At 59.8% G+C, this 21,367-nt stretch carries 21 protein-coding genes; 9 read left to right on the top strand and 12 right to left on the bottom strand.

Annotated features, from left to right (window positions below):
• Positions 1-206 precede the first annotated feature (206 nt).
• The 4 genes from AACS24_RS00360 to AACS24_RS00345 all read left to right on the top strand — a co-directional run bounded on the left by AACS24_RS00360 (position 207) and on the right by AACS24_RS00345 (position 4,245).
• Positions 207-1,925 carry an acetolactate synthase 3 large subunit gene (locus AACS24_RS00360; RefSeq protein WP_108572039.1) on the top strand — a complete coding sequence of 573 codons (1,719 nt, stop codon included), beginning with the start codon at positions 207-209 and terminating at the stop codon, positions 1,923-1,925.
• Positions 1,925-2,419 (top strand): acetolactate synthase small subunit, encoded by a 495-nt coding sequence (gene ilvN / locus AACS24_RS00355; RefSeq protein ID WP_005311605.1) that lies wholly within the window; start codon positions 1,925-1,927, stop codon positions 2,417-2,419. The genes AACS24_RS00360 and ilvN overlap by 1 nt, the downstream gene beginning before the upstream one ends.
• A 104-nt stretch (positions 2,420-2,523) precedes the next feature.
• Positions 2,524-3,150 (top strand): LysE family translocator, encoded by a 627-nt coding sequence (locus AACS24_RS00350; RefSeq protein WP_108572038.1) that lies wholly within the window; start codon positions 2,524-2,526, stop codon positions 3,148-3,150.
• 135 nt (positions 3,151-3,285) lie between these two features.
• On the top strand, positions 3,286-4,245 hold the full coding sequence (locus AACS24_RS00345) for a LysR substrate-binding domain-containing protein (protein WP_108572037.1): 960 nt from the start codon (positions 3,286-3,288) through the stop codon (positions 4,243-4,245).
• A 108-nt stretch (positions 4,246-4,353) separates the two neighbouring features.
• Here the strand turns inward: AACS24_RS00345 and AACS24_RS00340 are convergent, their stop codons facing one another.
• From AACS24_RS00340 to dusB, 6 genes are all read right to left on the bottom strand, one after another.
• Positions 4,354-5,535 carry a M20 metallopeptidase family protein gene (locus AACS24_RS00340; protein ID WP_108572036.1) on the bottom strand — a complete coding sequence of 394 codons (1,182 nt, stop codon included), beginning with the start codon at positions 5,533-5,535 and terminating at the stop codon, positions 4,354-4,356.
• Entirely contained in the window at positions 5,535-5,984 is a 450-nt protein-coding gene (locus AACS24_RS00335; RefSeq protein WP_042059844.1) for a hypothetical protein, read from the bottom strand. Before AACS24_RS00335 ends, AACS24_RS00340 begins: the two co-directional genes overlap by 1 nt.
• The gene (locus tag AACS24_RS00330; protein ID WP_005339140.1) at positions 5,981-6,799 is read right to left on the bottom strand and encodes a DUF3100 domain-containing protein; all 819 of its coding nucleotides are present in this window, start codon (positions 6,797-6,799) and stop codon (positions 5,981-5,983) included. Before AACS24_RS00330 ends, AACS24_RS00335 begins: the two co-directional genes overlap by 4 nt.
• A gap of 258 nt (positions 6,800-7,057) precedes the next feature.
• The gene (locus AACS24_RS00325) at positions 7,058-7,939 is read right to left on the bottom strand and encodes a DMT family transporter (RefSeq protein ID WP_108572035.1); all 882 of its coding nucleotides are present in this window, start codon (positions 7,937-7,939) and stop codon (positions 7,058-7,060) included.
• Between the two features lie 111 nt (positions 7,940-8,050).
• Positions 8,051-8,347, bottom strand: coding sequence for a DNA-binding transcriptional regulator Fis (gene fis, locus AACS24_RS00320; RefSeq protein ID WP_005309538.1), 297 nt, complete (start codon positions 8,345-8,347; stop codon positions 8,051-8,053).
• A 25-nt stretch (positions 8,348-8,372) separates the two neighbouring features.
• A complete protein-coding gene (gene dusB, locus AACS24_RS00315) occupies positions 8,373-9,338 on the bottom strand; it encodes a tRNA dihydrouridine synthase DusB (protein WP_033114933.1) in 966 nt (321 codons plus the stop codon).
• Positions 9,339-9,628: 290 nt separating this feature from the next.
• Between dusB and AACS24_RS00310 the strand changes: the two genes are divergently transcribed.
• The 4 genes from AACS24_RS00310 (at position 9,629) to AACS24_RS00295 (ending at position 14,466) form a co-directional block, all read left to right on the top strand.
• Positions 9,629-11,050, top strand: a complete 1,422-nt coding sequence (locus AACS24_RS00310; protein ID WP_181364273.1) for a TolC family protein — start codon at positions 9,629-9,631, stop codon at positions 11,048-11,050.
• Between the two features lie 73 nt (positions 11,051-11,123).
• Entirely contained in the window at positions 11,124-12,128 is a 1,005-nt protein-coding gene (locus tag AACS24_RS00305; RefSeq protein ID WP_108572033.1) for an HlyD family secretion protein, read from the top strand.
• A complete protein-coding gene (locus tag AACS24_RS00300; RefSeq protein ID WP_108572032.1) occupies positions 12,128-13,282 on the top strand; it encodes an ABC transporter permease in 1,155 nt (384 codons plus the stop codon). The genes AACS24_RS00305 and AACS24_RS00300 overlap by 1 nt, the downstream gene beginning before the upstream one ends.
• Positions 13,282-14,466 (top strand): ABC transporter permease, encoded by a 1,185-nt coding sequence (locus AACS24_RS00295; protein ID WP_108572031.1) that lies wholly within the window; start codon positions 13,282-13,284, stop codon positions 14,464-14,466. The genes AACS24_RS00300 and AACS24_RS00295 overlap by 1 nt, the downstream gene beginning before the upstream one ends.
• 67 nt (positions 14,467-14,533) lie before the next feature.
• On the opposite strand, the gene AACS24_RS00290 is transcribed toward AACS24_RS00295, so the two are convergent.
• The 3 genes from AACS24_RS00290 to AACS24_RS00280 all read right to left on the bottom strand — a co-directional run bounded on the left by AACS24_RS00290 (position 14,534) and on the right by AACS24_RS00280 (position 16,915).
• Positions 14,534-15,169: an NAD(P)-dependent oxidoreductase gene (locus AACS24_RS00290; protein WP_108572030.1), complete on the bottom strand. Its 636-nt coding sequence runs from the start codon at positions 15,167-15,169 to the stop codon at positions 14,534-14,536.
• Positions 15,170-15,302: 133 nt separating this feature from the next.
• On the bottom strand, positions 15,303-16,157 hold the full coding sequence (locus AACS24_RS00285; protein ID WP_108572029.1) for a DnaA ATPase domain-containing protein: 855 nt from the start codon (positions 16,155-16,157) through the stop codon (positions 15,303-15,305).
• 68 nt (positions 16,158-16,225) lie between these two features.
• Positions 16,226-16,915: a DnaT-like ssDNA-binding domain-containing protein gene (locus AACS24_RS00280; protein ID WP_108572028.1), complete on the bottom strand. Its 690-nt coding sequence runs from the start codon at positions 16,913-16,915 to the stop codon at positions 16,226-16,228.
• Between the two features lie 239 nt (positions 16,916-17,154).
• Between AACS24_RS00280 and AACS24_RS00275 the strand changes: the two genes are divergently transcribed.
• On the top strand, positions 17,155-18,126 hold the full coding sequence (locus AACS24_RS00275) for a response regulator (protein ID WP_108572027.1): 972 nt from the start codon (positions 17,155-17,157) through the stop codon (positions 18,124-18,126).
• A gap of 88 nt (positions 18,127-18,214) precedes the next feature.
• On the opposite strand, the gene AACS24_RS00270 is transcribed toward AACS24_RS00275, so the two are convergent.
• From AACS24_RS00270 to AACS24_RS00260, 3 genes are all read right to left on the bottom strand, one after another.
• Positions 18,215-19,612 (bottom strand): peptide MFS transporter, encoded by a 1,398-nt coding sequence (locus AACS24_RS00270; RefSeq protein WP_033114925.1) that lies wholly within the window; start codon positions 19,610-19,612, stop codon positions 18,215-18,217.
• 213 nt (positions 19,613-19,825) lie between these two features.
• Positions 19,826-20,737: a UTP--glucose-1-phosphate uridylyltransferase GalU gene (gene galU / locus AACS24_RS00265; protein ID WP_108572026.1), complete on the bottom strand. Its 912-nt coding sequence runs from the start codon at positions 20,735-20,737 to the stop codon at positions 19,826-19,828.
• A 95-nt stretch (positions 20,738-20,832) separates the two neighbouring features.
• Positions 20,833-21,153 (bottom strand): ComEA family DNA-binding protein, encoded by a 321-nt coding sequence (locus tag AACS24_RS00260; RefSeq protein ID WP_108572025.1) that lies wholly within the window; start codon positions 21,151-21,153, stop codon positions 20,833-20,835.
• Between the last annotated feature and the right edge of the window lie 214 nt (positions 21,154-21,367).

Genomic DNA, 21,367 nt, shown 5'->3' with positions numbered 1-21,367 from the left:
TGGACAAGCGTTCATTGGCGGGTTAAGTTGGTTTTTCACCCGATTTTCGGGTCAATGACGGAAAAATCCTTTTTTTCACCTGTCGACGGGGCTGAATTGGGCCGATCTGCCTTCAGATAACAACAAGAAACGGATCGGGCTGTGCCGGGAAGCACGGCATCGTCGGCGGGATTCGCTAAACGGAGCAAAGCCTGGAGGGCTTTATCATGGAGATGTTATCAGGCGCCCAGATGGTGGTTAGAGCGCTGGAAGATCAGGGAGTTGAGCACGTCTTTGGCTACCCTGGTGGCTCAGTGCTCGACATCTATGACGCTCTCTTCGAAAACGGCAAGATGGAGCATGTCTTGGTGCGGCACGAGCAAGCCGCGGTGCACATGGCTGACGGTTACGCCCGTTCCACCGGCAAGGTGGGGACTGTGCTGGTTACCTCGGGCCCGGGAGCGACCAACTGCATTACCGGTATTGCCACCGCCTATATGGATTCCATTCCGCTGGTGATCCTCTCCGGTCAGGTGCCGACCAGCATGATCGGTGAGGATGCGTTTCAGGAGACCGACATGATCGGTATCTCCCGCCCGGTGGTGAAGCACAGCTTCCTGTGCAAGAAAGCCAGCGACATTCCGGCCGCCATCAAGAAGGCCTACTACATTGCCGCCAGCGGCCGCCCGGGGCCGGTGGTGGTGGATCTGCCCAAAGATGTGCAGAACCCGAAAGAGAAATTCCCCTACGAATACCCCGAGACGGTCTCCCTGCGCTCCTACAACCCGACCAAGTCGGGCCACAAGGGCCAGATCAAGCGTGCCGCCAAGCTGCTGGTGGATGCCCAGCGCCCGGTGATGTACGTGGGCGGCGGCGCCATCAACGCCAATGCGGATCATCTGGTGATCAAGCTGGCGGAGCTGCTGAATTTGCCGGTCACCACCACCCTGATGGGGCTGGGCGCCTTCCCGGGCACCCATCCGCAATCCATCGGCATGCTGGGGATGCACGGCACCTTCGAAGCCAACAAGACCATGCACAACGCGGATCTTATCTTCGCCGTGGGGGCTCGCTTCGATGATCGCGTCACCAACAACGTGGCCAAGTTCTGCCCCAATGCCACCGTGGTCCATATCGATATCGACCCCACCTCCATCTCCAAGACGGTGCAGGCCCATGTGCCCATCGTCGGCTCGGTGGAAACCGTGCTGGAGCAGATGCTGGAAGTGATCCGCGAGTGCGGTTTCGATAACGACAAGGAGGCGTTGGCGGACTGGTGGAGCCAGATCAATCAGTGGCGCTCCCGTCACTGCCTTGCCTACGAAAAGTCGGCCACTCAGATCAAGCCGCAACAGGTCATCGAGAGCCTCTACAAGGTGACTCAGGGGCAGGCGTTCGTTGCCTCCGACGTGGGCCAGCACCAGATGTTTGCCGCGCTCTACTACCCGTTTGCCAAACCGCGCCAGTGGATCAACTCAGGCGGCCTCGGCACCATGGGCTTTGGTATTCCGGCCGCCATGGGGGCCCAGTTTGCCAACCCGGATGCGGTGGTTTGCTGCGTCACCGGCGACGGTTCGGTGCAGATGAACATTCAGGAGCTCTCGACCTGCATGCAGTACGGGGTGCCCATCAAGATCATCTCCATCAACAACCGTGCGCTGGGCATGGTCAAGCAGTGGCAGAAGATGTTCTACGGCGGCCGTCACAGCCACTCCTACATGGAGTCCCTGCCGGACTTCGTCAAACTGGCGGAAGCCTACGGCCACGTCGGTATCGCGGTAAGCGATCCGGCCGAGCTGGAGAGCGCCATGGAGAAGGCCTTCGCCATGAAGGATCGGCTGGTGTTCATGGATATCTCGGTCGACCCGGATGAGCACGTCTATCCGATGCAGATCAAGTTTGGTGCCATGGACGAGATGTGGCTGAGCAAGACGGAGCGAACCTGATGAGACATATAATTTCCGTTCTGCTGGAGAACGAATCCGGCGCCCTGAGCCGCGTGGTGGGTCTCTTCTCCCAGCGCGGCTACAACATCGAGACCCTGACGGTGGCGCCGACCGAGGATCCCACTCTGTCGCGCATGACCATAGTCACCATGGGTGACGAGCGAGTGCTGGAGCAGATCCAGAAGCAGCTGCACAAGCTGGTGGATGTGCTCAAGGTGTGCGATTTGAGCGAAGGGGAGCATATCGAGCGGGAGATTGCGCTGGTCAAGGCGCGCGCCGCCGGTGGGGCCCGTGACGAGCTGAAGCGGCTGGCGGATATCTTCCGTGGCCAGATCGTCGACGTCACCCCCGAGCAGTACACGGTGCAGCTGGTGGGCACCAGCGAGAAGCTGGATGCCTTCATCAAGACTGCCGCCCAGACCAACGAGATCATCGAAGTGGTGCGCTCCGGCGTCTGCGGCATCTCCCGGGCGGACAAGGCGCTGCGGCCCTGATGGCTGGCGGGACAGCTGATGATGAGTCAGCTGCCGCAGAGTGAAAGGAAAGAGGGCTCTGCGGAGCCCTTTTTGTTTGGTTTTTCTTTACGAGTGGAGGGGTAATGTTCGGTATTCATGATCTGGCGCTGTTTATGGTCTCGGGGCTGCTGCTCAATATCATGCCGGGGCCGGACTCCCTGCTGGTCATGCTGCGCAGCGGTTCGCAGGGATGGCGTGCCGGTTCGGCCGCGGCTCTTGGCATCGGCACCGGCGTCATGGTGCATGTGCTGGCGGCGGCACTCGGTCTGTCGGCGCTGCTCAGTGCGTCGGCTGAGTTGTTTGCCCTTATCAAGCTGGCTGGTGCCATCTACCTCATCTATCTGGGGTTCTCTCTGCTGCGCCAGCAAGCAACAGGTGCAATGGAGAGGGGAGCCACTCTGCCTGCACTCTCCTATGGCCAGATCTACCGGCAAGGGGTGCTGACTAATGTGCTCAACCCCAAGGTGGCGCTCTTTTTCCTCGCCTTCGTGCCCCAGTTCATCGCGCCGGATGCCCCCGACAAGGCGCTCGCCTTTATCCTGCTCGGCTGCATCTTCAATCTGGGCGGCATCATCTGGTGTCACCTGCTGGTCTTTACCACCGTCTATGCCAGCCACAGGGTACGGTTGTCACAGCGTCTTGGTCGCTGGCTCAACCGGGGCATCGGCACCCTGTTTGTCGGACTCGGGATCAAGCTCGCCAGCGACTAGCTCGCCGCTTTCTGACCTGGGGCAGGTTATCGTGCGCGGCGCTGTGGTATGGTCGGCAGTCAGCTGCGGGGTCAGCCCCGCTCTCTCTTTTTCAGGCCAACTCCACTGGCCGCAGCAGCGAGATCCCTTGCCCAGATGAACATCGCCCGGCTCAAGAACTTTACCGAGATAGTGAAGAACAACTTCAACATCTCGGCGACGGCGGAGAAGCTCTACACCTCCCAACCCACCCTCAGCAAGCAGATGAAGATGCTGGAAGATGAGCTGGGGCTCGCCCTCTTTACCCGCAAGGGGAAGAATCTGGTCGGCTTGACCAGCGCGGGCGAAAAAGTGATGGAGTTGGCCAAGGGGGTGGTGGCGCAGGTGGAGCAGATCAACCAGCTCTCGCTCGGGGAGCAGTTGGCCACCAGCGGAGTATTACGCATCGCCACCACCCACACCCAGGCGCGCTACAAGCTGCCAGCGGTGATCACCGAGTTCAGCCGTCGTTATCCCGATGTGGCGATCCAGCTCCATCAGGGGGCGCCTGCCCAACTGGCCCAGATGGTGCAAAGCGGCGATGTGGATATGGCGATCGCCACCGAATCCATGTATCTGTTCGACGAGCTGGCCGCCGTCCCCTGTTATCGCTGGGGCCGCAGCGTGGTGGTGTCGCACGGTCATCCGCTGATCGAGTGCCAGCCATTGTCGATGGCGGATCTGGCCCGTTATCCCCTCATCACCTATGTGTTCGGCTTTACCGGCCGCTCCAAGATGGACAAGGCCTTCAGCCGCCACGGCCTCTCGCCGAAAACCGTGCTGACCGCCACCGATACTGATGTGATCAAGCACTACGTCCGGCTTGGTATGGGGGTCGGGGTGATCGCCAGCGTGGCCTTTGACGAGGGGGACAGGGAGGATCTGGTGAGCCTCAACATCGACCACCTGATCGCTTCGAGCGCCACCCACATCTGTCTGCGCAAGCATGCCCATCTGCGCGACTACATGTATGACTTTATCCACCTCTACGCCCCCCATATCAGCCGGGAGACGGTGCAGTTGCACCTTATCAACCAGCCGCCCGCCGCCAATATGGCGGAGCTGCCGTGGCTATAGACCTCGGTTGCTTGCCGCGCATAGATAGATATAAAGCGCTGGGATAAAAAACGCAGAGACAAAAAAAGAGAGGCCGCGGCCTCTCTTCTGCTTTTTCAGGATGCGGGATTAAGCGCCGCGGGTGGCCAGATTGATAAAGATCTGGGCTCCCACTAACAGGCAGTCGTCATCCAGATAGTAGGGATTCGCATGCAGGTAGTTGCAGATCCCCTTGGCCTGACAGCCGCTGCCGAGGAAGAACATGGCCCCCTTGCGGCCACGGCAGGCGTTGACCATGTAGCTGAAATCTTCGCTGCCGGTCATCGGCTGACCCTGAGGGTTGATCCCCTCGCTGGGCAATACGTCGGCGGCGGCTTGCAGCAGACGGGCGCAGGTATCGGCGTGGTTCTCGACTGCCGGATAACCGGCATAGACCATCTTGGTCTTGAAGCCGCGCAGTTCGCTCTGGGCCACGATCTCCTTGAAGCTGTTCTTCAGGATCTGGTCTGTCTCGGCATCCATGGCACGGATGGTGCCGCGCGCCTGCACATGGTCAGCGATGGCGTTGGGGATGGTGCCGCCGTTGATCATGCCGCAGCCAAACACCGCCGGGCTGAACGGACTGGTGCGCTTGGCGACGATGTAGTCCATGTCCTCGATGATCCGCACCGCTTCGCGGATGGCATCCAGCCCCTTGTGGGGAGTGGAGCCGTGGGCTGAGATGCCGTGCACATCCAGCGTCCAGGCGGAGCCCCAGGAGGACATGACACCGTGGTTGAACTTGATGGTGCCGGTCTCCATGGCGCCGTCGTTATGGAGGGCATAGACCTCGTCCACCCCCTTCATGCAGCCCAGTTCCACCATCTTCTCAGCGCCCGGCACCCGCATATCCTCTTCCGCCATCTGGAAGATAAAGCGGACGTTGTACTGCAGGCGATCGCGGTTGGCGGCTAGAAACTTGGCTGCGGTCAGAGCGATCGCCATATGGGAGTCGTGACCGCAGTTGTGAGCCATCCCCTCATGGCTCGACTTGAACGCAACCTCGCTCATGTCGTGCATCTCGAGGCCATCCATGTCGGCACGGAAGGCGATGGTCGGCAGTACCGGGTCGACCACCAGATCCCCGTGAAAACCGGTGAAGCCCGGATAGTCGGTGAGGCGATAGCCGAAGCTTGCCATCAGCTCGCGGCAGTAGGCCGAGGTCTTGAACTCGACGCCGGAGGCTTCCGGGATGGTGTGCAGGTGATGGCGCACTTCCTGACTGAAGTCGCGCAGGGCCAGCAGGGCCGGTTCAATGTGGATGTTGTTCATCAGATGATCCCTTGCATGGAGAAGCCGAGCTGGGCCACAAGCGAGGCGCCGAAGAAGCAGCAGGTGGAGACGATCATGAAGATCAGGATCACTTTCCAGGACATCTTCTTCAGCTCTTCCAGCTGACCGCCCACCGAGAGACCGGCAAAGGCCAGCAGCGGTACGCAGCAGGAGAGGAAGGAGATCTTGGCAACGGCATCGATAAAGAGGCCGCGCACCGGGGTCTCCGGCAGGCAGATGAGAATGCCGATGATGGTGGCATAGGCAAACGCCGGCAGGGAGGAGGGCAGGTAGCGCTTGGCAATCAGCGAGGCGAACACCACCAGCGACATGGCGATAAAGCTGTCACCCATCAGCCAGAGCGGGGTGCCGGTGGTCAGGGTCTGGGTAAACATGGCCAGCAGGATCGCCAGAAAGACGAACCGCATATCCATTACGATGCTTTTCATGCTTTCTCTCCTTTAGCGGTCAGGGCATAGATTTTTTCAGCGAGTGGCAGACCCAGATAGGTGAGGGAAAGCGCGCCGAGGGCAGACGAGAGCAGATTCGAGGCCGCCGCGATACTCAGCACCTGCTGGGCCAGCGCTTCGTCGAGACCGTTGATCAGGGCACCGGAGGCGGCACTCAGCATGGAGCCTGAGCCCACGCCGGAACCGGCAGCCAGCGCCAGCGGGTGCAGACCGGTGAGCGGGGCGATACTGCCCAGCACGCTGAACCAGAGGGTGCCGATGACGGAGCCGCACAGGTAGATGGCGAGCACACCGATGTACTCCTGGGAACCGGTGCCGAACTTGCCCTGAATGACCGCAACGGACGGCTCACGGCTGATGGAGGAGCAGGCCCCGATGGCGCGACGGCCAAAGCCGAACTTCACCGCCAGCGGGATGGCGATCAGGATCGGCAGCAGGTTGCCAATCTCCTGCAGGAACAGCGGCACGCCGACGCTCAGGATCATCTTCAGGTTGGGGATGATCATCCCCGCATACTGGGTACCCAGGATCAGCAGGCTGAAGCCCACCATCTTGCCGCAGAAGCCCTCTTCTTTCTCGGTGAAGAGCTGCTTCCAGCCGGGGATGCGATCCTTGACCGGTTTGGCGGAGACAATCATGCCGATGATGACGGCAAAGAGCATTGGCAGGATCGGGATGATGGCGATGCCGATCTTGATCTCCTGTTTACCTATCAGGTACTGGGCCACAAAGATCAGCATGGCGGTTGCCAATATGCTGACCGTGACCGTCTTGAGGGGGCTGGTTTGCTGCATAGTCTTTTCTCTTGTTATTCCCATGTGTGGCCATCGTCAGGATTGTCCAGACCGATGATGGGGGCATGATAGGGAGGGTCGCGGGGGAGGAATGTGACCTTCATCAAGCTGGCCATATGGCATTTTTTCATGGGGTATGCCCTTTAACCCTATGGATACCAAGGGTTAAATGCCGTTAACAGAACGTCAGCATTGGCTGGACAAGATACGCAAACAGGAGGGAAATGGTGACACCGCCCAGCAGGGCGGTGACGCGTATCAGACGGGCGTTTTGAGGCGGGCACTGCGCAGCAGCAGGGGCAGTTGGTAGAGCACCAGGGCGCCGAGCACCAGTCCGGCTCCGGCCAGTTTGGCGCCGCCGAGGGGTTCGCTATAGAAGAGGGTGCTCAGGATCAGCGTCCAGACCGGTTCCAGCAGCATCATCAGGGCTGCGTGAGCGGTAGTCATCTTGCTCAGTGCATGGGTGAGCAGCCAGTAGCGCAATGTGGTGGCGATCAAGACGCTCGCCGCAAACCAGCCCCAGATGCCGTGGCTGACTCCAGCCTCGGGCCACTGTTCGGTCAGCAGGGAGAGCAGGGTGCCGAGCAGGCCGGTCATCGCCAGCTGGATGCAGGTGAGCCAGGTGGGGGCAATGGATTGGGCGAAGTGGCGATGGACGGCAAGCTGGATGCCGAGAGTGGTGGCAGCCGCCAGAAACCAGAACAGCGAGAGCGACACGCCCCAGTGGGTGCTGCTGGAGAGCAGCAGCAAACCGGCGATAGCGATGGGCAGGGTGAGCCAGTAGTGGCGGCCGGGTTTGGCCCGAAAGGCGGCCCAGGCGGCCAGTGGGGCCATCAGGGTCGCAACGCTCATGATAAAGGCGCCGCTGCCGAGCGCATCGCTCTGGCTGATGGCGGTGACCCACAGCAACAGGCTGGCACCGAGCAGGGTGCCACAACCGGCAGCGCGCACCATCTGGGCTCGGCTCGGCGGTGGCTCGCGCAACCAGGCCAGGGGGAGCAAAAGCAGGGCGGCCAGCAGAAAGCGGCTGCCGATAAAGGCGGCGGGCGGCAGTTCGCGGATCGCCTCTTTCGAGAAGAGCCAGCCGGCGGCGGCCAGCAGGGTGACCAGTACCATCAGCAGCAGGGGCGTGCGGTTCATAGCGCTTGTAGTGGGGAAGTGGGAAGGGGAGCATAAAGAAAGGCGCCGGGTATTGCTACCCGGCGCCTTTCATCTTTGCCCTGTTCCGCTTGCGCGGCATCAGGCCAGCAATCAGTTCATGCCGTAACGCTTGAGCTTCTTGCGCAGGGTACCACGGTTGATGCCCATCATCACGGCGGCGCGAGTCTGGTTGCCGCGGGTGTACTGCATGATCACGTCCAGCATCGGCGCTTCGACTTCGGAAAGAACCATATCGTACAGATCAATCACTTCCTGACCGTTCAACTGGGCCAGGTAGTTACGCAGGGCCTGTTGCACAGAGTCACGCAGGGGGCGCTGGGTCGGCTCGGCAGCGTGATTGTGAGTAGTTGTTACCAATGCATCAGAAGTCAGGGTTTGTTCGAACATATTCGGTCGGCTCTTTAGTTATGCGTTAACCTAATCCATCGAAATACGCTTCGAGTGCCTCAAGTTGTGCATCTGCACAATCCAGGGCATTGAAGTGCTTACGGAATTCTCGGCCCGTCTCTTCTTCATCCAGATACCAGCCCACGTGTTTACGGGCTATGCGCGCTCCCAGATATGCACCATAAAACTGGTGCAGGTTGGTTACATGCTCGTTCATCAGGGTGCGAACCTCTTCCCTCTCGGGAGGCGGCAGCTTGGTGCCCGTCTCAAGAAAATGACGGATTTCCCGGAAAATCCAGGGTCGTCCTTGCGCAGCTCGGCCGATCATCACGGCGTCGACGCCGGTATAGTCGAGGACATACCGGGCCTTTTCCGGGCTGTTGATGTCGCCATTGGCGACAACAGGAATCGATACGGCCTGCTTAATCGCCCTGATAGTGTCGTACTCCGCTTCGCCCTTGTAGAGGCAGGCACGGGTACGACCATGCACGGCGAGGGCCGCGATACCGCAATCTTCGGCGATTCGGGCGATCTCCACGCCATTGCGGTTATCCGGATCCCATCCTGTGCGGATCTTCAAGGTGACAGGCACCTCCACTGCATCCACCACGGCCCGGCAAATTGCTTTGACCTGATCGGGGTATCGCAGCAGGGCTGAACCTGCCAGCTTCTTATTCACTTTTTTTGCCGGGCAGCCCATGTTGATGTCGACGATCTGTGCGCCCTGCTCCACGTTGTAGCGGGCAGCAAACGCCATCATCTCGGGGTCGGCACCGGCAATCTGGACCGATCGCAAACCGCCTTCTGCAGAGTGATCCATCCTCATCCGGGTTTTCTGGGTATCCCAGACATCCGGGTTGGCCAGCAGCATCTCGGAAACGGCCATGCCGGCCCCCAGTCGCAAACAAAGTTCACGGAATGGTCGGTCAGTTACACCGGCCATGGGAGCCACGATCAAGGGAGTTTCAAGCGTGTGGGGACCTATCTGCATTCCACGGTTACCATCGGCTTAGGGCGGCGTATATTACGCATTTTTTAGGCAGGAGAAAAGGTTAGTATTTGAGCGTCAGCCATTTTTTTCTGAAAAAAACGTCGCGCCAAGGCTTGCAAATTCTGGAGTTATTGAAAAACGGCCAGATTGACCGTCAGGGAGTGCTGTACCATTCGGGCCACCCCCTTGCATAATTGTCTGTCCACTTGTCGGCCTCGTTTGCGTTATGATGGCGGGCTTATGCGAGCAAAAGCTCCAAACATTTTTGCAACAATGCGGATTGGGGATCTATGACGTCAAGGTTCATTAAATCACTCTGGCCGTGTCTGCTGGGTGCCGTGCTGGGGTCGGCGCAGGCACAGACCATCAGTTTCAGCGAGGCCTGGACCCGGGTCATCCAGCAGGATGAGGGGCTGGCCGCTGAACAGGCAGGGGTCGATCGTGCCAAGCAACTGCGTGAGGCTGCCAAATCCATGTATCTGCCCAAGGTCGATGTGGGGGCCAGCTATACCCACCTCGATCAGCCGATGGAACTCGACATGATGGATCTCAACCCCATCGCCAACCATCCGGAGATGATCAAGGCGCTGCAGGGCATACTGGGCCAATTTCCGGTACCACTTCCCCAACTCTCACATGACGACTTTGTTACCCCGCTGACCAAGCAGAATGTCGTGACCAGCTCGGTCAAGATGCTCTGGCCGCTCTTTACCGGCGGTCGCATCGATGCGGCGCAGGATATACGCCAGGCGCAGGTGAGCGAAGCACAGCAACTGCTGGTGCTCAAGGAGCAGTCCACTTTCGAGAGCCTCTCCCAAGCCTATTTCGGTGTGGTGCTGGCAGGTCAGGTGGTACAGACCAAGCAGGATATTGAGGACGGGCTGGCCCGCCATCTGGATCACGCCAGGAAGCTCGAAGCGCAGGGGCAGATTGCCAGGGTGGAGCGTCTCTCCGCCCAGTCGGCCTATGACCGAGCCCGCATCGATACCCAGAAAGCCCGCCGCAGTCTCGAGATCGCCGAGCTGGCCCTTGGCCGCATGCTGAAATTGCCAGATGCCCAGCCGGGCAGCGGCCTGTTCGTCAACAAGGAACTGCCGCGCCTCGATGGTCTGGTACAGCAGACCCTGGAAGTACACCCCGGCCTCAAGTTGCTCAGCGCCAAGAAGGAGCAGGCCAAGGGGATGATCCGGGTCGAGCAGGGCAAATATGCCCCCGAGGTGTTCCTGTTCGGCAACTACAACCTCTATGAAGATGATTCGATAGCTTCCAAGACCGCGCCGGACTGGCTGGTGGGGGTGGGTGTCAGCATGCCGCTGGTGAGCCGCGATGGCCGTTCCGAGACGGTGCAGGCCGCCAAGAGCGCCGAGCTGCAGGTCAATCTGCTGCAGGCCAAGACCCGCGAGGATCTGAAGCTGCTGGTGGAGAAGACCTGGCGTGAAGCGGCGCAGGGGCTGGAGGAGTATCAATCACTCTCTTCTACCCAAGCGCTGGCCGAGGAGAACGTGCTGTTGCGGGACAAGGCCTTCGGGCAGGGGCTCTCTACGTCACTCGATGTGGTGGATGCCCAAAACCAGCTGGCGGGGGTCAAGACCCAGCGCGCGGCGGCTGCTTATCAATATGTGGTGTCGCTGGCCCGCCTGCTGGCCCTGTCCGGCCAGATGAACAGTTTCAATCAATATCAGCACGGTCAGGTGATCGAGGTGAACTCATGATCGCGCTCCAGTCCGTTCCTTTTTCTATCTCTGTTTCGACCGCCAAGGGTCGCCCGTTTGTCGAGGTGAAGTGATGAGCCATCCCCCCATCAAAAAGAAGATGAGCCAGGGTAAACCGCTGTTGTTGCCGCTGGTGCTGGTGATCCTGGTGGTCTGGCTCGGCTGGCGCTTCTGGCTCGCCTATCAGCCCGAGCCGGTGCATCTGCAAGGGCAAATTGAAGCGCAGCAGTATTCGGTCTCCTCCAAGGTGCCGGGCCGTATCGACGAGGTGCTGGTGAAAAAGGGCGATCAGCTGACCAAGGATCAGCTGGTCTTTACTCTGGCGAGCCCCGAGATTGAAGCCAAGCTGAGCCAGGCCAAGGCGGGTGAAGCGGCTGCGGGTGCGCTGGCGCAAGAGGCGGAGAAAGGAGCCCGAGCCCAGCAGATCGCTGCGGCCAAGGATCAGTGGCAGAAAGCCAAGGCCGCCGCAGCCCTGCGCGGCAAGACCTATGAGCGGGTTGCCAGCCTGCACCGCGACGGCGTGATGCCGCTGCAAAAGCGTGATGAAGCCTGGACTGCCTGGCAAGCCGCTCGCTACAGCGAAGGGATGGCGTGGCAGCAGTACCAGATGGCGCTGGAAGGGGCGCGGGAAGAGACCAAGATCGCCGCTCGCGAGAAGGCCAAGATGGCGGCCGGTTCGGTGGCCGAGGTTGAGGCCTATCTGGCCGATACCCGTATCGTCAGCCCCCACTCCGGCGAGGTAAGCCAGGTGCTGCTGCGCAGTGGCGAGTTGGCGCCGCAAGGCTTCCCGGTGGTGACCCTGCTCGACATGAGCGATGCCTGGGCCCAGTTCCACGTTCGCGAGGATCTGCTGCCCCGCTTCCCGGTCGGTACCGAGTTCGATGCCCGCATCCCGGGCCTTGGCGATCAGATGGTGCGCTTCAAGGTGACCCATGTGGCCGTGATGGGGGATTTCGCCACCTGGCGTGCCACCGATACCCGTCAGGGCTTCGACATGAAGAGCTTCCAGGCGGAGGCTCGCCCGCTGCAACCGGTTGAGGGGCTGCGGGTTGGCATGAGTGTGCTGGTTGAACTCTGATGGGACGTGAATTTCGGCTGCTGTGGCAGGATCCGTTCAGTCGTGCCCTGATGAGCTGGGTGCCGCTGCTGCTGATGGGGATCCTCTGCTGGATCTTCTCGGCAGGGCTGGCCCGCGACCTCAAGGTGGGGCTGGTGGATCTCGACCACAGCATGCTGTCGCGCCAGCTCGCCTTCTCGCTGGATGGCTCGGCCGGGCTCAAGGTGGCGCAACAGTTTGACTCCATCGATGCCGGTGCCCACGCCCTGCGCGGTGGCGACATCTATGCGCTGGTGGTGATCCCCAACCATCTGGAGCGGGATGCCCGTCAGGGCACCCAGCCGCAGGTGACTGTGTTCAACAACGGCCAGTTCATCCTGATCGCCAAGCTGGTCAACTCGGCGCTGGCGCAGGTGGTCGGCACCCTCAACGGTCAGGTGGGCGTGCTGGAGGCGATGGCCGATGGCAAGGCGCTGCCCGGCGCGCTCGGGCAGTCGGTGCCTATCAGCAGTCAGGTCACTGCGCTCTACAACCTCAACTCCAGCTATGCCCAATTTCTGCTGAGCGCCATTCTGCCCGCGGTGTGGCAGATCCTGGTGGTGCTGTTCGGCCTCAATGCGCTGGCCCGTACCGATCGGCTGGGGCTGGACTGGACCACTCGCGGTGTCTGGTTTGGTCTCTGGCGCACCCTGCTGCCCCACGTGCTGATTGGCTGGGGCTGGGGGATTGTCTGGACGCTGCTGCTGTTCAAGGGCTTCTCATACCCCATGCACGGCAGCTGGCTGGTATTGCTGGTGGGGCTGGGGCTGGCTTCGGCCGCCTGCGTCACCATGGGGGCCTTCTTTTACGGCATCATCCGGGATCCGGCGCGCGCTCTGTCGCTGGCGGGGGCTTACACTGCGCCCGGTTTCGCCTTTATGGGGGTCACCTTTCCGGTGAGTGCCATGGGGGATTTCGCCCGCTTCTGGCGCAGCCTGTTGCCGGTCTCTCACTATGTCGAGTTGCAGATTGGTCAGAGCAACTACGGTCTGCCCCTCGCCTCGGCGCTGCCGCAACTGGGGGCGCTGCTGCTGTTCCTGCTCCCCTTGCTGCTGGTGGTACGCCGTTACAAGAAGCAGGCCGAGCTGGCCCGTCAATCAGCCGTTGTGGCCGTCGCCGAGAAGGAGCCCGAGTGATGCTGGGATTTGTCGATCTGTTGCGCCTCGAGTTGCGCACCCTGCTGGCGGATCGCGCTATCATGCTCACCCTGTTTGGTGGGGTGTTCTTCTACTCCTTCCTCTACCCCCAACCCTATCTGCATCAACTGCCGCGGGAAGAGGCGGTGGTGGTGGTCAACGAAGATGGCAGTCAGCTGTCGCGCCAGCTGGAGTTTATGGCCGATGCCACGCCACAGGTGAAGCTGGTAGCGCGGGCCAATTCGCTGGATGAAGCGCGGCAGCTGATGATGGCCGGGAAGGCGAGCGGGATCCTGCACATCCCCAACCACTTCTATCGGGATTTGATGCTGGGCAAGAGCGTCACCCTGAGCTATGCCGGTGATGCCTCCTACTTTCTGGTCTACGGTACCATTGCCGAGGGGTTGGCACAGGCCGGTGGGACTCTCGCCGCGCAGGTGAAGGTGGCGAGGCTGCTGAGCCAGGGCGAGGCGCTGCCGCAAGCGGCCATGGGCTGGAATGCGGTGGCCCTCAACGTGGTGCCGGTGTTCAACCCCACCATGGGCTACGTCAACTACGTGGTGCCTGCGGTGTTCGTGTTGATCCTGCATCAGGTGCTGCTGATGGGGGCGGGGATCCTGGGGGCGACCCAGAACCAGCGCAGCTGCCGCGGCGAGCATGGTTACTGGCAAAGCGCGCCGGTACTGCCGCTGCTGCTGGCCAGAACCCTGGTGCTGGCGGGGCTGTTCCTGCTGCCGGTGAGCTACTTCCTCGGCTTCTGCTTCGATCACTACAATATCGCTCGCCATGCAGATCCGGTGCAGCTTTGGCTGTTCGCCCTGCCGTTCCTGCTGGCGACCTGCTGGTTCGGTATTGTGCTGGGCGCCATCTTTACCCGGCGGGATCTGCCCACTCAGGTGGTGCTTATCTCCTCCCTGCCGTTGGTCTTTCTGGCGGGCTTTATCTGGCCGCTGGAGCTGATCCCGGCACCCCTCAACTGGCTCGCTCAGTGGGTGCCCACTATCCCGGCCATCGAGGGTTTTCTGCGCCTCAACCAGATGGGGGCCGACTTCGCCCAGGTTGCCCGCTACTGGTGGCAGCTATGGGGTCTGGCGCTGCTCTACGGCGTACTGGCCTGCCTGTTGTTGCGCTGGCGTCAATCGCCGCAACCGGCAGTTGATGAGGTGGAAACGCCTGCCAGTTAAACGGATACAAATGTAAAACGGTCAGCCCTGAGGCTGACCGTTTTTCTATAGGTCGATGGCGGCTGGCTCAGGGGCGAGCCAACGCGGGATCGCTAATGGCGTAGATCTGCCCCACCGCCGTCTCATCCGCCAGCAGACGCAGCCCTTGGGTGGCCACATCGGCGCGGCGTACCAGTCCGTGTACCTCTTTGCCCTGACTCAGCTCGGCGCGGCCGGTGGCTTCGCCATCCTGCAGGCCTGCCGGGCGCAGAATGGTCCACGCGAGGGCGCTGGTCTGCAGCCAGCTCTCCGCCAGACTCTTGAGGCGCACCTCGTGGCCGAAGGCGGCGCGGGCCCGCTCCGGCAAATATTGCCAGCTGTCGCCACAGCCGAGAGAGGTGACCAGCAGCAGCCGCTTGAGGCCAGCCTGCTCCATGGCATCGATCACATGACGGTTGCCTTGATAGTCCACCGGCGCGGCCTGACGGAAGCTGCCGAGGGTAGAGACGACCTGGGCATCTTGCCCCGCCCGGGCACACGCCTGCTGCACTGCAGCCGGATCCAGCGCATCCCCTTCGATGACGTTTACTCCCAGCTCGCCCAGTTCTGCGGCCATCTCGGGGCTGCGCACCAACGCAACGACCCGGTGACCCTCGCTGAGGGCGTGATGAGTAAAGGCGCGGCCCAGCCCGCGGCTGGCTCCGAAAATCAGTGTGGTTGGCATAGCTGAGCTCCCTTGGCAAAAGGGGCTAGCCTAGTGGCTTGTTTACTCGCTGTAAATGAGAGTTGTTTCTATTTGTGAGTTAACAAGAAGGAGAGAGTGCGAGCCGCCAGCGACTCGCACCCGATGAGGGGCATTAGCCGTTGTAGTTGCCGATGTTGGGGCGACGGCTGGGGCCGCTCAGGTGAATATCAACCGGATTGAATGCCTTGATCGCTTCATAGCTGAAATCACCGATCGCCTGATGAAGGCTCTGGGGCGTGTGGTTGGTGATGATGATGACGCTTTTTGACAGGTTGCGACGACGGCGCAGCAGGTGGCCGAGGAAGCTGGACTGGCTCTCCGCCATCTTGGCGCGGTTGGCCGATACCTCGTCGATGATCAGCAGATCCACCTCTTCCAGCGCGCGGCGGTACTGGTTGCGCTCGTCCTGATCGGGGATCACGTTGAAGAACAGCCGATCGACGATGGAGGCCCACTGCTGGAAGATCACCGATTTCTGGTGAAGGGCGATCAGCTCGTGTGCTACTGCGCCTGCCAGGGTCGATTTGCCGGTGCCGTAGTCGCCGTAGATGAGCATGCAGCCGCCACCGCTCTTCTCCCAGTGCTCGAAGCCGCTGATAAAGTAACGGGCGGTTTCGATGGGATATTGCAGCGCCGGATCTGTGGCATCCATCTTGGCGAACACCCAGTCGGGGTTGAGGTCGGCCTGAGCGATCAGCTTCTGGATCCGCTCCTGACGGGCCGCCTTCTGCAGCTCGCGCACCTCGGCGTTGGCCTTGGCATCATACTCCTTGCGCAGGGTCTCGTAGTCATACTGGCCGCCGCCGGTCTCTTGCTGCAGGCGACGAATGCGCTCCAGCAGGCCACCCACATGGCGGCTCAATTCCGGGTCGTGAACACGGTGGTCCTGCTTGGCCTTGGCGATCTTCTGGCGCTTGGCTTCGATCTCTTCCAGCTCCTGGCGCAGGGGATCTTGCGGGTCAGTCATGGAGTGCTCCTTCTGCTTGATCAGGGATGGGACAGGGGTCTGATTCTGCCTGCAGCAGGCAGCTGGTATCAATCATTATCCGGTGTCTGGGCAGGCATCTGCTGGCTCTCTGCCAGCCGCTTTGCCTCTTCAATCATCTGTTGGGCCCGTTTGCTGGGGCCCGACTCTGCCGGGGCCGGAGTCACCTGCTGATAGCCCTGCACCTCCATCGGCTTGCGACGGGTATAGCGGCGGGTCTTGAGGGCGCGAATAAACTTGAGCATCCATTGATGCTGGGAGTCGAATACCTCGGGGCGCCCCAGCCAGTAGGCGATAAATTCTCCCAGTTCCTCTTCGCTATAGCTGGCATCGATCACCCCGCACAGACGGGCGAGGGCGGGCAGCTCTTCGTCCGGGCGCCATTGCAGATGCATCTGGAAGGGTCGCTCTGGCAGCGGGCTGCGCAATTTCTGGGTCAGCAGTGGCAACTGAAAAGGGCACTGATGGTAGTGCTCACTCTCTGGCTGAGCCTCGACCTGCAGCAGGCCCGCCTCCATCAGTTCATCGAACAGCTCGGTGAGCTGGCGGGCATTGACCTGAAACGAGAAGCCGCAGGGATCGCCCGGGTCGACCACCGCCAGTGCGCGACCCAGCTCGGGATAGTTGAGCCGGGCCAACTGATTTTCCAGCACCAGTCTGCGCAGCTGCAGGGTATAGAGACTGCGGGCCGGATGGGACAATCTGGGGTGGGAGAGGGCACTGTATTCGGCTGGAGTCATGGTCTTCTTTATGCGCTTGTGTGGTGGCCATTATCCCCTATGGCAGGGGCTTGCACAATTCGCATGGAGGTAGCGACATTGTGAGGAGAGGTTGTGCTGCTATGTGGTTGTTAATAGAGCAATCTGTCGCTCAGAACCTGACCAAGGTCTATTTTTGACGCATCGTTTCCGCGGATACCTCACTTTTGAACTAGTCTTAATACCTAAATAACCAATTGACTAATAAGAGCTTTATCAAGATGTTAAGAGCCGGGCTACGGATCCTGGTGGTGGAGGACGAAGCCGTTTTTCGCCACTCGCTAGTGAGTTACCTCGCACGGGACGGGGCAACGGTATTTCAGGCCGAAGACGGGATTGAGGGTCTGTCGGCTGCTGCTCTCTACCATCCCGATGTGGTGCTCTGCGATCTCAACATGCCCAATATGGATGGTCACGAAGTGATCGCCTGCCTCTCTGCTCGCTACCCCGATATCCCGGTTATCGTCATCTCGGCCCAGAGCACGATGGAGGCAGTGGCTGGTGCCCTGCGCGCCGGTGCACGTGATTACCTGCTCAAGCCGCTGGAAGATTACGCGCTGGTCGAGCGCAGCATAGAGCAGTGCCTCAAGAGCCAAGGGACACGCAGTCAGCAGCTGGAGCTGATGGAGCATATGGAGTACTTCAGTGCCCACGATCGGGCCGCCAGCCGTTTGCTGGCCGGACTGAAACCGCCGGGATTGCAGGAGTGGGGCCCCTGGCAGATTACGTTCAAGGGGCTGGGCCAGCTCTTTATTCCCGACACCTTCAAGGTGGGGGACAAGTTACTGGTATTGGTGATGGAGTTGCCCATCATGGGGACGGATGCCGCCTTCTGCGGGGCGCTTGTGCGCTCGTTGATGAATGTTCCTTATCGCCAGTTCCAGCGCAAAGAGAGTCAGCTGTTAAGTCAGCCACACCGGCTGCTCGACTACCTCAATCATCAGTTGATGGAGTCGGGGCTGCGCAGCTCTTTTGCCATGGCGGCCCTGCTTTTTGATCAGGAGGATGGGCTGGTGTTTGCCAATGCCGGGCTCACCTCTCCCCACTGGCTGATGCGCTCGGGTGGTTTGCCCCTTGGCTTGATGCGCAGCAGCCACTATGCCCTGCATAAACGCAGCTGGCACGAGCCCTTTGACCTGCAGTTTTGTAGCGATAGCGGCAGCGCTCTTCATGTTCAGGTTCGTTACCACTGACGGGCATGGTGCCACAGTTGAATATCTGTCAGATAAAAAGAGAGGGCGCCCATGGGCGCCCTCTCTTATGTCTGCTTGGTCAACTCGCTTATGCGGTAGCGGACTGCAGTTTTTCATCCTGATGGTCAGTGGATTTGGCAGGGCCTTCGGCACCATGCATCCAGTAGACCAGACGGTTGGCCATGGTCAGCAGGATCACGGCACTGATCACTGCAGCCAGAGCGATACCGCCGAAGATGGCGATCGGGCCGGCTTCACCCACGAAGGAGCCGATAAAGCCCGCTGCGTAGTTGGCCAGAGCCACGAAACCGAACCAGGCACCCATCATCAGGGAGGCCAGACGCAGCGGAGCCAGTTTGGTCACCATGGAGAGGCCGATCGGGGAGAGGCAGAGCTCGCCCAGGGTGTGGAACAGGTAAGCGCCAACCAGCCAGAACATGGAGGTCTTGACGGTGTTGTCACCACCTTGCTGCAGCACGGCACCAACCATGAACAGGAAACCAACGGCCAGGAACAGCAGACCCATGGCAAATTTCACCGGAGAGTTCGGCTCTTTCTTGCCGAGCTTGATCCAGATGGCCGCAACGACCGGCGCCAGAGTGATGATGAAGAAGGGGTTCAGAGACTGGAACCAGGCAGTCGGCACTTCAAAAGAGCCGATCATGCGGTCAGTGTACTCCTGGGTATAGAGGTTCATCAGACCACCGGCCTGTTCGAAACCAGCCCAGAAGATGATGGTGAACAGACCCAGCACCAGAATGACCTTGATGCGATCCACTTCCTGCTTGGTCAGCGGCGCTTTCTGCTCGGTAGTACGCAGAGCAGCTGCACGCTGGGCGGCAGTCACACGGCCGATGTCACCGAGGAAACGCTGGGCCAGAGTCGCCTGGATCACCAGAGAGAGCAGCATACCGATACCGGCACCGACGAAGGCAGCTTGCCAGCCGTAGGCGGTCGCGGCAGCACCACAGATCACGCCTGCCAGCAGGGAGCCCAGGTTGATACCCATGTAGAAGATGGTGAAGGCACCGTCACGACGGTGGTCACCCTCTGCATAGAGGTCGCCCACCATGGTGGAGATGTTCGGCTTGAACAGACCGTTACCCACGATCAGCAGAGCCAGACCGGTGTAGAAGACGCTGTTTACCATATCCGGGAACATTGCGTGGGGCAGAGCCAGAGTGAATTGGCCCGCGGCCATCAGTACGGCCCCGAACAGGATGGCGCGGCGTTGACCCAAGAAGGTGTCAGCCAGCCAGCCACCGATCAGCGGAGTGATGTAAACCAGACCGGTATAGATACCGTAGAGTTTGAGGGCGTCTGCCTGACTCCAGCCCAGACCGCCATTGGCAGTCAGGTCGGTCAGATAGAGCACCAGTACGGCACGCATGCCGTAATAGGAGAATCTCTCCCAGAGTTCGGTACTAAAGAGCAAAAAAAGCCCTTTAGGGTGACCTAAAAAGGTCCCTTTTGACGGGTTATTCATTGGAACTTCCACCTGTGTCTTATATTTTTTTGAGTTTTTTATGCAAGGGCGAGAAACACGCCTCAATCCTTATAGAGCATGTGTGAATAAATTACAACATTATGATTTGCTGAGGATTTATTTATTCTTGATTGATTTTTTGTTGCAAAAATGAAAAAGGAGCATCAAATGATGCTCCTTTAATACCACTATGAAAAACGGAATTTTCAGCTATTACAACTGCTTGACGAACTGCTTCAGCCAGCCGATGAATTCGCCATTCAGCTCGCGGTGACGCACGGCATACTCCACATTCGCTTTCATATAACCGATTTTGCTGCCGCAGTCGTGGCTCTTGCCCTTCATGAAGTAGGCATTGACCTGCTCCTGCTCCATCAACATGGCGATGGCATCGGTCAGCTGGATCTCGTCACCGGCGCCGGCAGGGGTTTTTTCCAGCAGCGGCCAGATATTGGAAGAGAGCACATAACGGCCAACTACCGCCAGATTGGAGGGCGCTTCATCGCGCGGCGGTTTCTCGACGATAGCCTGCATCGGCAGGGACATCCCTTCGGTCAGCGCTTCACCCTTGATGTCGGCGATGCCATATTTGTCCACTTCGCTCTCGGGGACTGCTTCCACCATGATCTGGCTGATCTGGTCTTCTTCAAACATGTGCACCATTTCGGCCAGGTTGTCATTTTTCAAGTCGCTGGCAACGTCGTCGATCAGTACATCCGGCAGCAGCACGGCAAACGGGTTATCACCGATCAGCGGGCGGGCGCAGAGCACTGCGTGGCCCAGACCTTTGGCCTCACCCTGGCGGACGTGCATGATGGTGACGTCTTTCGGGCAGATCTGCTGCACCTCTTCCAGCAGTTGACGCTTGACCCGCTTCTCGAGGGTCGCTTCCAGTTCGAAACTCTTGTCGAAGTGGTTTTCGATGGAGTTCTTACTTGAGTGGGTGACCAGCACGATCTCTTTGATACCGGCGGCGATGGCTTCGCGCACTACGTACTGGATCAGGGGTTTGTCGACCACCGGCAGCATCTCTTTCGGAATGGCCTTGGTGGCGGGAAGCATGCGGGTACCCAGACCGGCTACCGGGAGCACGGCCTTGCGAACAACGAGAGGTGTCTTTTTCATGGAGAGATATCCAGAGATACAAAGTGGGCCCATGATACCCGAAGAAAAATGGGGCAGCCACAGGCTGCCCCATTTGCATATGCAGTGCTCGGACGTTATTTGACGATGATCATGTCACGGTTGGCTTCCAGCGTGGCTGGACCGATGCCGTTAACATCAACCAGTTGATCGACAGAGGTAAATTTCCCCTGTTTTTCGCGATAGTCGACGATGGCTTGTGCCTTTTTGTCACCAATCCCCTTGAGGTTGGTGAGCTCGGCAAGAGTTGCCGTATTGATATCCACTTTGCCGCTCTCCTGCTTGGCGGCAACCGTGGTGGCCTGCTTCGGTACGACCTTGTCTGCGGCCTGTGAGGGCAGGGTGAACAATGGGAGGGCGGACAGCAACATGATGATGGACAAGCTGTTTTTACGCATTTCACACTTCCTTGTGGTGGGGGATTCGTATGGATGATTAACCAGATTTGGAAGATGTGACGGCTGTCATTTTTTACAGGTATTGGTGCGGGTTGCTTTGCTATAAGAGATTGCTGTTTTCTACTAACTACAAGATATATAAAGACTTTTATCGGAACATACAAAATGGAAATTATTGTATGGCAGGGCGCGCACCCTCATAACGCACTCATAC

The sequence above is a fragment of the Aeromonas sp. HMWF016 genome, assembly GCF_963878195.1.
Classification (GTDB): domain Bacteria; phylum Pseudomonadota; class Gammaproteobacteria; order Enterobacterales; family Aeromonadaceae; genus Aeromonas; species Aeromonas lacus.
Note: the sequence above shows the minus strand (reverse complement) of the source record. Positions and strands in the feature narration are given on the sequence as shown.

Coding starts and splice junctions, on each gene's coding strand:
- AACS24_RS00310 (WP_181364273.1), top strand. CDS start 9,629: ATGACGTCAAGGTTCATTAAATCACTCTGGCCGTGTCTGCTGGGTGCC.
- ilvN (WP_005311605.1), top strand. CDS start 1,925: ATGAGACATATAATTTCCGTTCTGCTGGAGAACGAATCCGGCGCCCTG.
- dusB (WP_033114933.1), bottom strand. CDS start 9,338: ATGCAGATAGGTCCCCACACGCTTGAAACTCCCTTGATCGTGGCTCCC.
- AACS24_RS00275 (WP_108572027.1), top strand. CDS start 17,155: ATGTTAAGAGCCGGGCTACGGATCCTGGTGGTGGAGGACGAAGCCGTT.
- AACS24_RS00330 (WP_005339140.1), bottom strand. CDS start 6,799: ATGCAGCAAACCAGCCCCCTCAAGACGGTCACGGTCAGCATATTGGCA.
- AACS24_RS00295 (WP_108572031.1), top strand. CDS start 13,282: ATGCTGGGATTTGTCGATCTGTTGCGCCTCGAGTTGCGCACCCTGCTG.
- AACS24_RS00345 (WP_108572037.1), top strand. CDS start 3,286: ATGAACATCGCCCGGCTCAAGAACTTTACCGAGATAGTGAAGAACAAC.
- AACS24_RS00280 (WP_108572028.1), bottom strand. CDS start 16,915: ATGACTCCAGCCGAATACAGTGCCCTCTCCCACCCCAGATTGTCCCAT.
- AACS24_RS00325 (WP_108572035.1), bottom strand. CDS start 7,939: ATGAACCGCACGCCCCTGCTGCTGATGGTACTGGTCACCCTGCTGGCC.
- AACS24_RS00360 (WP_108572039.1), top strand. CDS start 207: ATGGAGATGTTATCAGGCGCCCAGATGGTGGTTAGAGCGCTGGAAGAT.
- AACS24_RS00350 (WP_108572038.1), top strand. CDS start 2,524: ATGTTCGGTATTCATGATCTGGCGCTGTTTATGGTCTCGGGGCTGCTG.
- AACS24_RS00290 (WP_108572030.1), bottom strand. CDS start 15,169: ATGCCAACCACACTGATTTTCGGAGCCAGCCGCGGGCTGGGCCGCGCC.
- AACS24_RS00285 (WP_108572029.1), bottom strand. CDS start 16,157: ATGACTGACCCGCAAGATCCCCTGCGCCAGGAGCTGGAAGAGATCGAA.
- AACS24_RS00340 (WP_108572036.1), bottom strand. CDS start 5,535: ATGAACAACATCCACATTGAACCGGCCCTGCTGGCCCTGCGCGACTTC.
- AACS24_RS00260 (WP_108572025.1), bottom strand. CDS start 21,153: ATGCGTAAAAACAGCTTGTCCATCATCATGTTGCTGTCCGCCCTCCCA.
- AACS24_RS00335 (WP_042059844.1), bottom strand. CDS start 5,984: ATGAAAAGCATCGTAATGGATATGCGGTTCGTCTTTCTGGCGATCCTG.
- galU (WP_108572026.1), bottom strand. CDS start 20,737: ATGAAAAAGACACCTCTCGTTGTTCGCAAGGCCGTGCTCCCGGTAGCC.
- fis (WP_005309538.1), bottom strand. CDS start 8,347: ATGTTCGAACAAACCCTGACTTCTGATGCATTGGTAACAACTACTCAC.
- AACS24_RS00270 (WP_033114925.1), bottom strand. CDS start 19,612: ATGAATAACCCGTCAAAAGGGACCTTTTTAGGTCACCCTAAAGGGCTT.
- AACS24_RS00305 (WP_108572033.1), top strand. CDS start 11,124: ATGAGCCATCCCCCCATCAAAAAGAAGATGAGCCAGGGTAAACCGCTG.
- AACS24_RS00300 (WP_108572032.1), top strand. CDS start 12,128: ATGGGACGTGAATTTCGGCTGCTGTGGCAGGATCCGTTCAGTCGTGCC.